Source organism: Acinetobacter sp. PFS20, from assembly GCF_052261015.1.
GTDB lineage: Bacteria > Pseudomonadota > Gammaproteobacteria > Pseudomonadales > Moraxellaceae > Acinetobacter.
In genome coordinates this window covers 2,702,317-2,718,578 of record NZ_JBPVZE010000001.1, presented here as the reverse complement: position 1 = coordinate 2,718,578, position 16,262 = coordinate 2,702,317, and the positions used below count along the sequence as shown (strand labels likewise).

Below are 16,262 nucleotides of genomic sequence, written 5' to 3'. Positions count from 1 at the left end.
ATGGGGCTTTTTAATTAAGATAATCTATTTCTAAATAGCCACGCTGCCAAAGGTAAAGTGACCAGTCCAAGTATGATCATTGGAATAAAGTTGAATTTGACTTGTGCAAAGCCTGCACCTTCCAAATAAACTCGTTGTACCAAGTTAATTCCAAACCTTAAGGGATTTGCGTACGTTGCTATTTGTAATGCTTCCGGCATGTTTTCTACTGGTGTAAGTAAACCTGAAAGCAACATTAAAGGCATAATCAATAAAAACGTAAAAAGCATGGCTTGTTGCATATTTAAAGATAATGCTGAAATAGATAAGCCCACCCCAACGACAGCTACATTAAAACTCAACAAACCAAAATAAAGCAGTCCAATAGAGCCATTCATAGGAATTTTAAACCAGAATAAAATGATCAATAAAATAATGGTCGATTGCATCAGCCCTACAAAAATTGGTGGTAAGGCTTTACCAATCATAATTTGTAATGGTGTATATGGTGTCACTAATAACTGATCAAAAGTACCTTGCTCTCGTTCACGCGCAACTGATAAAGCCGATAGCAGTAATGTCTGCATCATACTTAGTGCCGCAATTAATGAAGGCATTAAACTCCATCGAGACTCTTGATTTGGGTTATACCATGTTCTTGTTTCAAGGCTAATGGGCAAAGCTGAGTTAAATTTTTGCTGATTAAACTGACCAATAATTTTATTTAGATATGAACCTGCCACGACCGCAGTTGATGAGTTCCTACCATCAACAATCACCTGTACAGGAGAGCTCTGGTTATTATTTAATTTGATCTCAAAGTCTGGTGGTATCGTAATCACAGCCAATGCCTGACGGTTATCAATGACCTGTTTGATTTGACCAGTATATTCAAGTGTTGCAACTCGCTTAAAAATACCAGAGCCATCTAGTTTTGAGATGAGTTCATGTGAAACCTGCCCATTGCTCTGGTCTAAAATTGCATAATCCACACGGTTAACATCATAAGTGGCAGCATAACCAAATAAAAGCGCTTGCATGAGGGCTGGTACAAATAAAATGACTCTATTTGCAGGGTCACTAAAAATGGTTAAAAATTCTTTTTTGACCAAAAAACTTAAGTGTTTTAGCCAAGCGATTAGTTGCTGCCACATAACTTTATCTCAACCGTTTTTTCAGTGAAACATTCACAGCACATATCAAAATAACGATATATCCCAACAGAAAACCGCACTCTTTAAACCATAGCTTCCAATCATTACCTCCCATAAATAAGGTTTTAATTAAAATCATAAAATGTGTAGCCGGTAGTAACTGGCTAATAATTTGTACAACCAAAGGTAAGTTACGGGTATCAAAAACAAATCCAGAAAGCATAAGTGCAGGCATAAAACTTGCCAATAAGGCAATTTGACTCGCCTGAAACTGACTTTGAGCAAAGCCTGATATAGTTAAACCAAGTAATAACGAGACGATTAAATAGAGAAATGAAGCAGATAAAATTGAGAATAATGAACCGCGCATAGGCACTTCAAAAATAAAATATGCAGCAACAATACAGATCACGATATCAACCATGCCGACCACCACATAGGGAATGAGTTTTGCTAATACAATTTCAAATGGCCGTACAGGCGTAACAAATAAAGCTTCTAGAGTTCCCCTTTCCCTTTCACGGGCAATAAGTAAACCAGTTAAAAATGCACCAATTAAAGTTAAAATGAGCACCATTAAGCCAGGGACTAAAAACCAAGTACTGTTACCAGATTCGTTAAACCATATTCTTTGTTCAATATTAACGGCGCTTGACGTTGCTAATATTGGGCTACGGTCAAACTGTATAGACGGTGCGGTAGCTAAAGCACCTGCAACATAACCTTCTAAGGCTGTTGCTATGGTGGTAGATGTCCCATTTAATAATAGTTGAACCTTGGCATTACCTTGCTGTGCCTGACTGGCAAAATCTGAAGGAAAATGCAAAATGGCATCAATTTCGCCATCTCGAATGGCCTGCTCTGCTTCAGGCAAATTATGAAACTCTTGACTTGTTAAATATCGTGAACCATTTAAACCAGCTAAAGCCTGATTGATCTGCGGTGAAGACTGATCAACGACAACGCCGACTCGTGCCTGATTCAAGTCAAAGGAAAGTCCATAACCAAACAGTAGAATTAAAATAACAGGCAAAACGAGTCCAATCCCGAGACTGCTTTTATCACGAATAAGCTGCTTAGTTTCTTTACGAACTAATGCTGTCAGCCGATTCCAAAATCCAAGGCTCATTGTAGACCTCCTAACCAGCGTGTCTTAACGCGCGTGCTTGTTCCACAATTGCTATAAAAGCCTTATTCATGTCACTAATATGTTTATCTTTACTTGCTAAATTGCGTACTTGTTGGGGGGAACCTAAGGCCAATAACTTTCCAGCATCTTGTATGGCAATGCGGTCGCAATACTCTGCTTCCTCCATAAAGTGCGTCGTAATGATGATGGTAATGCCCTGATTTGCTAGCTCACCAATGCTGTACCAAAATGATCGCCGTGCAAGCGGGTCTATTCCGCTCGTGGGTTCATCTAAAAATAAAATTTCTGGTTCATGTAATAGTGCAGCAGCCATAGATAGCCGTTGTTTATAACCACCGGGTAAATCACCACTTTTACTATGAGGCTTTAAATCATATTGCTGTAAGGCTTTATCAATTTGTTGATTTAGTTTTTTGCCTGACAACCCATAAGCTCCACCAAAAAACTTCAAGTTTTCTAAGACAGTTAAATTGCTATAAAGTGCAAATTTTTGAGAGACGTAACCTACTTTAGCTCTTGCCTCAGCACGAGCTGTCCGTAAGTTTTTCCCAGCAACTTCCAAATACCCGCTACTTGCTGGTAGTAATCCACATAACATTCGAAAAGTTGTCGTTTTACCCGCGCCATTTGGCCCAAGTAATCCAAATATTTCGCCACGTTGTACAGTAAATGATGTATTGGCAACAGCAGTAAAATCTCCAAAAGTTCGGACTAAATCTTTAACTACAATGATAGGTTGCTCTGATTTTAAATTATTGTTTTGTTCTAATTGAAAAGCTTGCTCAGAAATAGGTATATGTTTTAGTTGCTTTTGAGTCTGCTGTAACAGCATCATAAATGCATCTTCAAGTTCAGGTGGTCGCGTATTTGCTTTTAGCCCTTCAGGTAAAGTATCGGCTAATAGCTCTTTTTGACGACTAATAAAGTTCACTTGTTCACCCTTTGGAACAGCATCAATAATCTCTACATCGTTATCAAGTAACTGGGCTTGTAAGGTCCAAGCCTTAATCTGCTCTGAAGGTTTAATATTCCATGTTTGTCCACATGCTATTTCTTTTAATTGTTTAGGTGAACCTTGTTTTAAAATTTTGCCCTCATGCATGATATAAACTCGGGCACATTTTTCTGCCTCACCCATATAAGCAGTACTTATAATTACGCTTAAGTTTTCTTCCTGAACAAGCTGTTCAATAATGATCCATAAATCTCGTCTTGATAAAGGGTCTACTCCAGCACTAGGCTCGTCAAGTAAGAGCAATTCTGGGGAACGAACTAACGTACATGCCAATCCTAGTTTTTGTTTCATCCCACCAGAAAGTTGACCAGCAAGACGTTGAGTAAACTGAGTAAGATCCGTTATTTCCAATAACCGCTTAAACCTTTGCCCCCGTACATCCTTTGGAACGCCATGTAAGTCGGCATATAAATCTAAATTTTCCTGTACGCTTAAATCTTCATATAGTCCAAAGCGTTGTGGCATATAGCTAATACGGTCCTGTACAGCCTGCGGATTTTTACTCACGTCAACTCCAAGTACATTTAATGAACCAGAAGTTGCTTTATATAGTCCTGCAATTAACCTTAATAAGGTTGTTTTACCCGAACCATCTGGACCAACTAAAGCCGTAAGTTCTCCTTTATTGATTTCAATATTCAAATCAATAATTGCACTAATATCTGCTGCCTTTTTACTTTCAGCCTTAAAAGTCATGAATAAATTATGCGCTTGAACCACTGCTTTTTCATCAGTCATGAGCTTTCTCACCTGAAGCAAGTGGTACTTTTAAAGTCACAGGTTGGCCCATTTTCAATTGATCATTTGGATCATTTACATAGACCCTAACCTCATAAACTAGTGTTGTTCTAATCTCTTCGGTCTGTACTGTTTTCGGTGTGAACTCAGCCACTGAAGATATATAGCCAATTTTTCCATTAATGGGCTGATTAGGATCAGAATCACGAATAACTTGGGCCGTGCCACCCATCTTGATAGAACTTAAATCTTGTTCGTTTACATACACACGAATCCATTTTGGATCAGTTAAAGCCAATGTATAAACGGCCTTTTGCGCAGTTGTCATATCGCCAACTTCTTGTAACCGAGCTCGTACCACTGCATTTACAGGAGACTTTAATTCAGCTTGAGTAAGGTTATAGTTAATTAGATCTAAATTAGCTTTGGTTACTTCATACTGTGCTTTGGTCGCTTCACGATCTTCTTGTCGAGCACCCTTAATTATTAATTCTAAATTAGCTTGTCTTTCACGGACCGCTGCCTCAGCACTATCTTTATTACTTTTAGCATAGTCTAGCTCTTGTTGGCTAATTGCCCGACCATCCGTACTACTCACCAAAATTTGTAAGCGTTGCAAGTTTTTGTTGGTTTTATCAAGCTCAGCTTGGGCAGATGCAAGTTGTGCTTTTGCTTGACTAATTTCTTCTGGGCGAGCTCCCACATCTTGTTTAACAATTGCCTCTTGTTGAGCTTTAAGTTGTGCTTGAGCTTGCTTTGCCTGAATCTGTAGTGCATTAGTGTTAAGAGCCGCTAGTACTTGACCAGCTTTAACTTTATCACCCTCTGGTACTAACAGTTTCTCTATACGACCAGACTGTTCAAATGCAAGTGAAACTTGGCGAATATCAACATTTCCATATAAAGTTAATATATTATCTTTTTGATTCTTATTATTATATTTCCATGCCCAAAACCCGATGATAACCACAGCTATAACAACCAAGACGACGGCAATCAGTTTTTTATTCATCTTATTGGCCTTCTTATTAAATTCAAATTTTCTTAGTTTAAATTCAATTTAAATTTAAATTACTCCAATCTTTGAATAAAAGATATACTTTTATGGTGAGTGAAAATTAGGGTTAAACATGTCCCGATCTAGACGAAGTGATGGTGACTTAACCAAGTCCAAAATTATTGAGGCAGCAGGACCTTTAATTGCCCAATATGGTTTTGCAAAGACAGCGAACAAAACAATTGCTAACGTTGCGAATGTCGATTTGGCTGCAATTAATTATCACTTTGATGGTCGAGACGGACTATATCAAGCTGTGTTAGTGGAAGCTCACGCTCACTATCTAGATGAAAAATATTTACTAGAACTTGTTGAAAGCACTCGGTCACCAGAAGAAAAGCTAAGCTTATTACTTGAGACCTTGCTGCATAAGTTAACTGAAAAAGATGTTTGGCATGGCAAAGTCTTTATTCGTGAACTCTTTTCACCTTCTGAGCATTTATTAAATTTTATTGAATTTGCAGGTATGAGAAAATTTTTTCTTATTCGTAACCTCATTAGTCAAGTTGCTGGTTTAGATGAAAATGATCCGGCTGTTTTGCCTTGTATTTTAAGCGTGATGACACCTTGCATGATGCTCATTATTGCAGGACCTAATGTTCAAGCACCTGAGCCGCTTAAAAATATTGCCCAGATGCCATTACACAGTTTAGTTGAACATTTTAAGAAATTTTCTTTAGCTGGCTTAAAAGCAATTAGCCAAGCAAATCTTAAAAGTTAACTCGCGAGACATTGCAGAATTGCCTGTACTGGATCTTCTGTATTTCCAGAAATAAGTTGTTTATGCATGGTTAAGTGTTGCATCACCTGAATTTGAGCTGTCTCAACATTCATTAGCTTTTCTATTTCAGCGGCTAAATTTTCTGGTGTGGCATCGGCCTGAATCAGCTCTTCAATGACTTTCTTACCCGCAATAATATTAGGCAAAGAATAATAAGGAATTTTCACCAAAAGCTTAGCAATTATATAGGTCAACCAATGCAATTTATAGAAAGTGACCATTGGTCTATGCATGAGCATGGCTTCTAATGTAGCCGTTCCAGAAGCTAAAGCAATGATATCACTTGCATTCATGACCATACGGCCAACTTTAGATTCGCTATCTGTATTTTCTAAAATATGAATTACAGTTTTTAAATTAGGCGCTAATTGTTCAACACCCTGCTCAATCTGTTGTTTACGCGCGTCATTAATTGCGGGAATTAAAAATTGAATATCTGGATATTTCTTATGCAGAATATTGGCAGTTCCAAGCAACATAGGCAAAAGTCGTTCTACCTCACCTTTTCGGCTGCCTGGTAATAACGCAATATGTTTTTGATTTTCATTAAGACCTAATTGCTGTTTGGCAATTTGGATTGGATTTTCAAGTGGCAATTGTTTGGCTAATGGATGACCTACAAATGCTGCAGGAACTTCATATCGTTCATAAAAAACTTTTTCGAAAGGAAATAAGCAAAGTACTAAATCTATGCTTTGCTTAATGCCATGAACACGTCCTTGGCGCCACGCCCAAACTGAAGGACTGACATATTGAACTGTTTTTATTGGAAGATTCTTTTCTTTAATACTTTTTGAAAGTCTGAGGTTAAAGTCTGGTGCATCAATACCAATAAAAATATCAACGGGATTTTGAGTCCATTGATTGATTAAACCATCCCGCACGGCGAATAATTTTTTTAAGTCTTTTAATACCTCAACAATCCCCATCACAGACAGAGTTTCCATTGGGTAATAACTGTTAAAACCTTCAGCAATCATTTGAGGACCACCGATTCCCTCGAATTCGGCATCAATTCCTTGTTCACGAAAGCTACGCATAAGTTTCACACCAAGCGTGTCTCCAGAAACTTCCCCAACTACAATGCCTATTTTAAGTTTTCGGTTTGCCAAGGCGATTTACCCAAGAATTTGAAATAATGCATTCTAGCATAGAGGTTTATCAATCTTGAACTTGATATAAATGCACTCACCAAGAGCAGCCACAGCACAAGCTATCTAAAATTACACTCATTCACCATCTTTTAATCTAAATTAACAATGCAATTTGAATTGTAGCTTACATTTACAAACAATAAAATAAATGAGAATTATTTACATTATCTTTAATCTTATGAATATCCCACCTCGACCATTTAAGCTTACTGTAATCGCCTGCGCGATTTGTTATGCGAACCTCTCTTATGCTCAAGACTCAGAGGTACAATCTTTACAGACGATCCAAGTTAAAGCATCAAATGCTGAGCAGTCTTCTGAACAGACCAAAGCATATAATGTTAAAAACTCGAGTAGCGCAACCAAGCTTAATATTGAGGCTAAAGAAACTCCTCAAACTATTAATGTCGTTACTCGTCAGCAAATTGAAGATTTCGGACTTACTAGTACCCGAGATATTTTAAGTAATACGCCAGGTGTAACTGTAACGGGATTAGAAACAAACCGAACAACTTATACTGCTCGTGGTTTTGATATTTCAAACATTTTAGTTGATGGAATCGGTATCCCTCAAGTTGACAGCTATAATTACAACAATAGTGATGCAGATAGTTATTTCTACGATCGTGTTGAAATTGTCAAAGGTGCTGATGCTCTAACAAATGCCCTTGGGGATCCTGGCGCTACAATTAACTATATCCGTAAACGTCCCACTAAAGAATTTCAAGCAAATGCTGGGGTGAGCTATGGTTCATGGGATACACAACGTTATGAAGCGGATATCTCTGGTTCTCTTACACAAGATGGAAGAGTACGAGGACGTCTTGTAGGTTATGAGAAAGTAGGTGATTCTTATCTAGACCGCTATTCAGAAGAAAAAAATGGATTTCAAGGAATTTTAGAAGCTGACGTTACAGACACCACAAATGTTTCAGCAGGATATTCGAAAACTCGTCAATACGCTAATGGTTCTCAATGGGGTGCTCTACCCTTGGTTAACTCCAAAGGTGAACCATTAAGTTATTCTCGTAACTATAATTATGCACCGTCATGGACATACTATGATTGGGAAATAGATAATTATTTTGCCAATATTGAACAAAAATTATGGGGAGACTGGAAGTTAAGATTAGGATATAACCTAAAAAAATCAGATGTTAAAGATAAAATGCTTTATCTCAGTGGCTCTCCTTCTGATACTGACAATACATCTGGTATTTCGCTCTATCCAGAGATTTATAATCAAAAATTTAAAGAAACTACTGCTAATGCAGATATTCAAGGTACTTTTAATTTATTAGGGCAACAACACGAAGCAAATATTGGTTATAACTGGTCAAAATATAGTGCTCAAAGTGTTTATTCTTATGGCAGTAGTTTAGGTGTTATTACTACTGACTTACCAAGCTGGACCCCTGAGGAACCAATCTGGGGAGAATTCAATTCTGCTGCCCCTGAAGAAAGAACAATGAAGTCTGTTTATGGTGCGACTCGCCTTCATTTAGGTGAGGATCTCAAATTTATCTTAGGTGCCAATTACACTGTAATCGACACTGTAGAATATAAAAAGAATAAAGTTTCTCCATATGCTGGTATCACATATAACTTTACTCCTGAATACACAGGTTATATGAGTTACACCTCTATTTTTAGGCCGCAAACTGTTATCGATCTTTCTACTAAGCAAACAGCTGTACCAGTAGAGGGTGAAAGCTATGAATTAGGTGTAAAAAGCGCTTGGTTAGATGGAGCTTTAACAGGAAATATCGCCATCTTTAGAACAGATGAAGATAATTTTGCACTAAACCCATTATGGGATCCGCTTTACAACAAATACTCATCTCCAATCGGAACGATTAGATCGCAAGGTGTTGAGGTAGGATTAACTGGAAAATTAACTGATAACTTAGATTTAGTTTTTGGTTTTTCAACATTTAGTCTAAAAAATATGGAAACGGGTGAAAGAGGCAGACCTAATATCCCGACTCAAACGCTTAATGTTTTAGCTTCTTATACAGTTCCACAAATTCCAAAGTTAAAAGTTGGTGCAAGCATTAAGTGGCAAGATGATATACATGACACCTCTTACTCAACTGTAAAACAGGATGCATATGCATTGCTTAACGTTATGGCCAGTTATGATTTAAACGAACATGTACTGTTCCAGGTAAATGGAAACAATCTAACAAATGAAAAATATTTGACAGGTTTATCTGGTGGCCAAGGTTACTATGGCGCTCCTGCCAACTATACAGTTGCTGTAAAGTTTAAATATTAATATCGTAGCCAATCCCAATTTAGGGATTGGCTTTACTTATTATTCTTTGTGTATGTGTCAATAAAGATGTCCAAAACTGTAAATCTCCCAGTGTCATATCGTATAAAAGTTTTCTATCGATTCTTGCTAGTTTTCGGTATGGGCTTTGCTTGTATGGCGTATTTAAGTATTGGACTCACTGGAATTTTCCTTTTGACCCTCGACAAAGCTGAAGCTATATATCTCGCGGCATTTATAGCGATTTTATTTTATGTCGTCTTTGTAATTGTTGGTTTCTGCATTCAATCACTTTTGAAACTCACTGGGCTGTCGATCATTTTGTGCGCCCTTTTCTTTTCTGTGACACGTATGGTGGGTTATGCATAAGGGTATACGTCAATCTATGGCATGGCTACACTCATGGACTGGCTTAATTTTTGGATGGCTCGTGTTTGCCATTTTCTTAATGGGTAGCCTATCTTATTACCGCCACGAAATTAATTTATGGATGCAGCCTGCACTTGCGCAGTATGAAGTAAAGCAAGATATTGCTATTAAAACAGCATATCAATATTTACAAAAAAATGCTCCGGATGCTAAATCTTGGTATTTAACTGTTGCAACACCAGAAAGTCCCGTCAACACCATGTATTGGGAAAAAGCTGACGGCGGTTATGGCAATGCCACGCTTGATGCTAACACAGGTAAAGAACTTCAACTTTCGGCAACTCTAGGCGGCGATTTTTTTTACCGTTTCCATTACCAGCTTTTTGGTATTCCAATCATAGTTGGAAGATTGGTGGTGTGTCTTGCTGCATTTATTATGCTGATTGCTTTGATTTCAGGCATTATTACCCACAAAAAAATATTCACCGACTTTTTTACTTTACGTACATTTAAGTCTCAGCGTTCATGGTTAGACTTTCATAATATTTCTTCAGTCGTTGCACTACCCTTCTTTTTAACCATTACATTTACAGGCTTAGCCATTTTCTTTTATTTATATCTACCTTGGGGAATGCAAAAGCTCTACCCTGAAAATCCTTATCAATATTTTACCGAAATCCGTACAAAGACTGTGCCTGAGAACCAATCGATTCAGCCTGCTCAAAACTTATCAATCGAAAAGTTATTAAGCCAAGTTCAACAAAGTTGGGGGAGTCAATCTTTATCAACAATTAGTGTAAAAAACCCAAATACTAATCAGGCGCAAATTACATTTATTCAGCAAGAAGACCGCTCTATCACTCGTAATCAGGCTCAAATTACATTAAATGCATCAACTGGCAAAGTCTTAGAAGACACACGTAATAATAGTCCTATTGCAACGTTAAATGCGGGTGTCTATGGCCTACATATGGCGACATTTGCTCAACCCTTACTCCGTTTAGGATTCTTTTTCTCAGGCATTCTAGGCTGTGTAATGATTGCTTCCGGTTTGTTACTCTGGAGCCTTAAACGCCAAATTCAAAATAAGAATAGTAAGTTTCACTTTGGACACTATTTAGTTGACCGTTTAAATGTTGCAGCATTTGTTGGCCTGCCATGTGCGACTGTCGCCTATTTAAGCGCGAATAGATTATTTACAGTTACGCCAACCACGATCAATTATGAAATTTATAGTTTTTTCTTAGTTTGGCTCATCAGCTTGATCATTGCTTTATTCACTAAAAAGCAGCATTTGTGGCGAACTCAACTTTGCGTTTTTATTATGCTGTGTATTGCACTTCCCATCTTAAATCTAAGTTATTTACTTAAACATGAGTATGTTCAAAGTCTCAGAGATTATTGGACCTTTGCACGTGTAGATGTATTTTTATGGATCTTTGCAGCTTTAGCAATTTTCATATTCTACAAAATTCAACCTATTCAGCATAAAGCTGTAAAAAAAAATTCAAAAAAAGCTAAATAAATTAAATACTGAGGTGAGCTCATGATTGTTATAGCTTTTATCTTAATTTTATTAGGAATGTTTTTGCTATTTATGGCGAGTGAGAAATATCGATCACCGAAATCAACAGGTCATTTCAAATCGTTAGCTCAAAAGTACTACCGATACTTTAAAATAGCTGCATTCATATTATTTGTTTTATGTACATTTATTCTTATTCAACACTATAAATTTTCAATTGGTTTTGTCAGTTGGTGGATTTTTGCAACGCCATTAACTTTTGGTCTCATCCTTCTACTTAACCCTTTAAAATCATCTAAATAATATTAGCCCCTAATAATTTGATGAAAAATAGCTCAAGCTAAGCAAAATTATGATTGCTTAGCTTTTTTTTGCATAAGTAAATCATTATTCATGACAACTGTTTATCTCTAAAAGGAATAAGATATGGACGTTTCGTGATATGTGGCGATAAAGATGTCTGGTGCTTTTGAATTTATCTTAGCAGGTATGTTAGTTGGTTTCTGTGTAGGGATTACAGGAGTTGGTGGTGGTTCATTGATGACACCAATTTTAATTGGCCTTTTTAGAATTGAACCTCATATCGCAATTGGTACCGATTTACTTTATGCCGCAATTTCAAAGTTCTGTGGATCAATGGTTCACGCTAGAAAGCTCAATATTGTCTGGCCAATTGTTTTATGGTTAGCAGTAGGTAGTATTCCTGCGTCTTTCGCTACCACGTGGGTACTTGAGCATTATTTAAGTCAGTCAACACACTATAAATCTGTATTAACCATGGTGTTGGGCTTTATGCTGACTTTGACTGGTGTATCTATCATTTTCCGCTCCCGTATTGAGAAGTTCTTTAGTCGTTTTAGAAATAAAGAAGTCACTCAAACTGAGACTGAGCATTTAGCTATCCATAAAAAACGTAGCTTTATTGTAGTTATGGGTATTATCTTAGGTGTATTCGTAACGCTTTCATCAGTCGGTGCTGGTGCATTTGGGATTATGGCACTTGTGATCATGTTCCCGAACTTACCAATGATTCGAATTATTGGGTCAGATGTTGTACATGCCGTATTGCTCACTTTAGTGGCTGGTCTTGGACATATGAGTGCTGGTAACGTCGACTTTACGCTTCTTATGTGGTTATTGGTGGGTTCAATTCCTGCAATTATTGTTGGTACGCTAATTAGTTCTCGTATGCCTGAACGTTTAATCCGAAAAATTTTAGGGATTACCCTATTTGCCCTCGGTGTTAACTTTATGGTTCACCCAGTCAAAGCAAAACCGAAAGCACCTGTGGTACAACAACAAGTTGTGGTTGCTGAAAAAACAAGCAACTCAACTGAAAGATAGCAAAATCAATAAGATTTTTCCAAACTGAAATACCATGAGATGTAGGATTTTCATAATTATTTCATGGTATATTCAGTATACAAAACAACCTTTAGTATGATCGAACCAGTGACAGCAATGACTACACATTTAAATTCCGTTTCAAAGCCAGATATCGACGACGTTAATATTAAAAGCATTCAAACTCTTGTAACACCAAATGAGCTTAAGTCAGAACTTCCTTTATCTGATGTTGCTTCACAAACTGTTCTAAAAGGCCGCGAAACCATTCGTAATATTTTAGATGGTTCTGATAAACGTTTGTTTGTCGTTATTGGTCCTTGCTCTATTCACGACCCGAAAGCTGCTCACGAATATGCCGATCGCTTAAAAGTGCTAAGCGAAAAAGTTAAAGATACTCTATATCTAGTTATGCGTGTTTATTTTGAAAAACCACGTACGACAATTGGTTGGAAAGGTCTAATTAATGACCCTGACATGAATGACTCGTTTAACATTGAAAAAGGTTTACGTATTGGTCGTAAACTCTTGCTTGAGTTAAATGAAAAAGGTTTGCCATGTGCAACTGAAGCACTTGATCCTAACTCTCCACAATACTACCAAGACTTAATTTCATGGTCTGCAATTGGTGCACGTACAACCGAGAGCCAAACTCACCGTGAAATGTCTTCTGGTCTATCATCACCAGTTGGTTTTAAAAATGGTACAGACGGCGGTTTAACTGTTGCCACCAATGCCATGCAGTCTGTTAAATATGGCCATAGTTTCTTAGGCCTTAATGAAGATGGTCAGGTTTCAATTATTAATACAAATGGTAACCCTTATGCACACGTTGTATTACGTGGTGGTAATGGTAAGCCTAACTATGATGCTGGCTCTGTTGAAGAAGCAGAAAATGCTTTAGCGAAAGCAAAAGTTAGCAATAAAATCATGATTGATGCGAGTCACGCGAACTCAAATAAAGACCCGTACTTACAGCCACTTGTTCTTAAAAATATTACGGAACAAATTTTAGATGGTAATAAGTCAATTGTCGGTCTTATGGTTGAAAGTCACTTAAAAGGTGGTCGCCAAGATATTCCTGAAAATCTTTGTGACCTTGAATATGGTAAATCAGTGACTGATGGCTGTATTGACTGGGAAACGACTGAAAAAACATTACTTGAAATGCATGAAGCTTTAAAAGACGTTTTACCAAATCGTTAATTCATCTTTTTAAGAAGATCAAGTAAGCCCTCATTTTTGAGGGCTTTTTTATTTTTCTTTGTCGGAATTCAACATCAAACTAAATAAAAATAACTCACCACAAAAGCAAAAAGTAGCACGGTTTCGCTAAGCTCAATTGCTGCCCCGACTGTATCACCTGTAATACCGCCAATTCTTTTAATAAACAGATGCCTTAAATAAACAAGGCCAATTAAAAAACCAATGATGGCAATAAGCCCTTGCCATTCCCAATATAAAGCCAATAGCAGAACGAACCCAACTATTATCCAAGAAGCCGTTTTAGGTAAATGGTCAGTTAACGAACGACCTAAACCTTTTTCACGGACATATGGTGTAGTTAAAAACAAAATAGATGGCACAACACGACCTAGTACGGGAACAAAGACTAAAAATAACGTTTGATGTTGTTCAATCAACACATAAATCAGTACAAACTTGAGCAAACAAATAATAAGTAAACTTAGCACGCCAATTGGACCACAACTTGGATCCTTCATAATTTGTAAAGTACGTAGTTTGTCCCCAAAACCGCCGACCCATGCATCTGCCGTATCAGCTAGCCCGTCTAAATGTAATCCTCCTGTCAGCCAAATCCATAAAGTCATGATGATGGTAGCAAGCAAAAGTACGGGTAATTTAACTAAAAGACACGAGATAAGAAAAAGAATGCCACCAATAATCAATCCAACCAGTGGATAAAACAAAATAGCTCGACCATTTTGTTGCGCCGTCGGCATTGTCTTTAGCTCAATAGGCAGAACAGTTAAAAATTGCAATGCAATCCAAAAAGGTTTCATATCCAAGTCTCTAACTGATCTATATTTAAAAGCAAATTGAATTATGAAGAAATAAAAATGGGAATAGCAATCCCTATTCCCCTTAAAGACTTCAAAAACTGGAAATCTATTGCATTTGATAGCACTGTTTCAATTTGATGTAGTCGTAGTAAAAACTGGTTGGTGTGTAACGTGCATAGTTACATGTAGATTTAAACAAAGTTTCTTTTTCGTTATAAAGCATTTTTACCAAAGTATTGCCTTGGCTATTTTGGTAAATATCCCATTGGACATTTGCCGCCATAGGTGAAACTAGTCCACCGCGCCATGCGCTTGTTGAGTAATTATAAGTCTGACGTAGTGGTAAAGGCTGCATCATATTATGTAAATCTAGGCTAGTTGCCAAAGGAATAATAATTTCAGCATGGGCAAACCGTAAAACGGCTTTGTAAGGCTGAGCTTTATTCACCACGGCGTCAACTTGTTGGAACAGGTCCTGTTTAAGCCCTTGAGCAATTTCACTTGTGACTTGATTTGACTCTGTAAAACTCGGACCCTTTTCGTAAAAATCGTTTGCATCATTAAATTCAGCATAAAATTTTGCGGCGTCTAAAGGCATATATTTATCAAAATAAACACCTTTTAACTCATCTTTCATACCACCAGAAATAGAATAAAGCTCATAAATATAAGCCGCGGCATCTACTGCACTAGCAATGGTATTTTTCCCCTTACCCTTTTCTGTAATTTGTTCGCCTTTTGGTGAAGTTACCGTAAAGGATCCGGTATTACTAAAGTTATAACCTGTTGTACCCAGTTTTTTAATAAAGTCTGCTTTAAAAATCGGATTAAGCACTGTTTCGGCCATTTTTTCAGCTGCTGTATTTTTTGATAACTCATCTAACTTTTGGGCTAAATCTTTATTATTTTCTTCAAAATCCTGATAGGCCTGACTAGCATCATAAATTTTTTGTTGATTAGGACTCAATGGCTGAGTTAAATCTTCATCTGCATTCAAACTATGAAAATAGAGTTTAAAACGATCAACACCACTATCTTCAACACTTGGAACGCTTGCACTCGATAAACTGGTATAAGACGTTGGCACAATTTTATCTTTAAGTTGCGGTTGTTGTTGAATGAGTTCAGCCGCGAAGAATTTAGCACTATCAACCGCACGATCTACCCCAGAACTCTGTACCAATATAGAGGCTTGAGAATTTAAAAGAGTTGGTAAGCGTTGTAATAAACGATCTGCAATGCCACGGTGTTCTAAGATACCAATCATGGTTTCATTTCCATAACCGTACTGGCGGATTCCTTCCACGCCATAGCCTAATAAGATATTGGCTTTCATCATTACTTCTAAATCTGCACCCAATTGTTCACCTAATGGTGTTAAGGCATTTTCTGCTTTTGCCTGTTTCCATAAATTATAAAGTGCCAAATCATATTTCAGACTTGAGAGACCTCTTGAACCGTGACGTGCCACTAACTCTGTAAAAACTGGCTGGAACCCAGTGGGTGCTTGTTCATAGTTTTTTATTTCTTGTTGTGGTTGGTAAGGTGTTTTTGTTTGATAATATTTTGATGAGTTTGTTGGAGCAGTTGTTTGAATGTCTTGATCATCATTATTGTTACAAGCTGCAAGTAATAATGATGCTGCGAGTACAGTCGTTTTAAATAAAATATTCATAAGTCAGATGAGTGATTAATAA

14 protein-coding genes are annotated in these 16,262 nt (G+C 37.2%); 7 read left to right on the top strand and 7 right to left on the bottom strand.

Going from position 1 to position 16,262, the window contains the following annotated elements:
* Positions 1–14: 14 nt before the first annotated feature.
* From ACS125_RS12840 to ACS125_RS12825, 4 genes are read right to left on the bottom strand one after another with little or no spacing between them, the layout of a single operon-like run.
* A complete protein-coding gene (locus tag ACS125_RS12840; protein WP_443272498.1) occupies positions 15–1,133 on the bottom strand; it encodes an ABC transporter permease in 1,119 nt (372 codons plus the stop codon).
* Between the two features lie 4 nt (positions 1,134–1,137).
* Positions 1,138–2,262: an ABC transporter permease gene (locus tag ACS125_RS12835; protein WP_443272496.1), complete on the bottom strand. Its 1,125-nt coding sequence runs from the start codon at positions 2,260–2,262 to the stop codon at positions 1,138–1,140.
* A gap of 10 nt (positions 2,263–2,272) precedes the next feature.
* A complete protein-coding gene (locus tag ACS125_RS12830; RefSeq protein WP_443272494.1) occupies positions 2,273–4,036 on the bottom strand; it encodes an ATP-binding cassette domain-containing protein in 1,764 nt (587 codons plus the stop codon).
* The gene (locus ACS125_RS12825) at positions 4,029–5,048 is read right to left on the bottom strand and encodes an HlyD family efflux transporter periplasmic adaptor subunit (protein WP_144730490.1); all 1,020 of its coding nucleotides are present in this window, start codon (positions 5,046–5,048) and stop codon (positions 4,029–4,031) included. The genes ACS125_RS12830 and ACS125_RS12825 overlap by 8 nt, the downstream gene beginning before the upstream one ends.
* Before the next feature lie 118 nt (positions 5,049–5,166).
* Here ACS125_RS12825 and ACS125_RS12820 point away from each other — a divergent pair, with 118 nt between their 5' ends.
* Positions 5,167–5,814, top strand: coding sequence for a CerR family C-terminal domain-containing protein (locus ACS125_RS12820; protein WP_144730493.1), 648 nt, complete (start codon positions 5,167–5,169; stop codon positions 5,812–5,814).
* Here ACS125_RS12820 and lpxB read toward each other — a convergent pair.
* Entirely contained in the window at positions 5,811–6,986 is a 1,176-nt protein-coding gene (gene lpxB / locus ACS125_RS12815) for a lipid-A-disaccharide synthase (protein ID WP_443272490.1), read from the bottom strand. The two genes, ACS125_RS12820 and lpxB, sit on opposite strands and share 4 nt — an antisense overlap.
* 220 nt (positions 6,987–7,206) lie before the next feature.
* On the opposite strand from lpxB, the gene ACS125_RS12810 reads away from it, so the two are divergent.
* From ACS125_RS12810 to ACS125_RS12785, 6 genes are all read left to right on the top strand, one after another.
* Entirely contained in the window at positions 7,207–9,306 is a 2,100-nt protein-coding gene (locus ACS125_RS12810; protein WP_443272488.1) for a TonB-dependent siderophore receptor, read from the top strand.
* A gap of 66 nt (positions 9,307–9,372) precedes the next feature.
* Positions 9,373–9,672 carry a hypothetical protein gene (locus ACS125_RS12805; protein ID WP_443272486.1) on the top strand — a complete coding sequence of 100 codons (300 nt, stop codon included), beginning with the start codon at positions 9,373–9,375 and terminating at the stop codon, positions 9,670–9,672.
* Complete coding sequence (locus ACS125_RS12800; RefSeq protein WP_443272484.1) at positions 9,665–11,197, top strand: PepSY-associated TM helix domain-containing protein; 1,533 nt, start codon at positions 9,665–9,667, stop codon at positions 11,195–11,197. Before ACS125_RS12805 ends, ACS125_RS12800 begins: the two co-directional genes overlap by 8 nt.
* A 21-nt stretch (positions 11,198–11,218) precedes the next feature.
* The gene (locus ACS125_RS12795; protein ID WP_443272482.1) at positions 11,219–11,500 is read left to right on the top strand and encodes a DUF1634 domain-containing protein; all 282 of its coding nucleotides are present in this window, start codon (positions 11,219–11,221) and stop codon (positions 11,498–11,500) included.
* 153 nt (positions 11,501–11,653) lie between these two features.
* On the top strand, positions 11,654–12,541 hold the full coding sequence (locus tag ACS125_RS12790) for a sulfite exporter TauE/SafE family protein (RefSeq protein WP_443272480.1): 888 nt from the start codon (positions 11,654–11,656) through the stop codon (positions 12,539–12,541).
* A 96-nt stretch (positions 12,542–12,637) separates the two neighbouring features.
* Positions 12,638–13,747: a 3-deoxy-7-phosphoheptulonate synthase gene (locus tag ACS125_RS12785; RefSeq protein WP_004792605.1), complete on the top strand. Its 1,110-nt coding sequence runs from the start codon at positions 12,638–12,640 to the stop codon at positions 13,745–13,747.
* Positions 13,748–13,821: 74 nt separating this feature from the next.
* Here the strand turns inward: ACS125_RS12785 and ACS125_RS12780 are convergent, their stop codons facing one another.
* Together ACS125_RS12780 and ACS125_RS12775 are read right to left on the bottom strand one after the other, a co-directional pair.
* Positions 13,822–14,565 carry an adenosylcobinamide-GDP ribazoletransferase gene (locus tag ACS125_RS12780; protein WP_443272478.1) on the bottom strand — a complete coding sequence of 248 codons (744 nt, stop codon included), beginning with the start codon at positions 14,563–14,565 and terminating at the stop codon, positions 13,822–13,824.
* A 106-nt stretch (positions 14,566–14,671) separates the two neighbouring features.
* Positions 14,672–16,240 (bottom strand): histidine-type phosphatase, encoded by a 1,569-nt coding sequence (locus ACS125_RS12775; protein WP_443272476.1) that lies wholly within the window; start codon positions 16,238–16,240, stop codon positions 14,672–14,674.
* Positions 16,241–16,262: the final 22 nt, after the last annotated feature.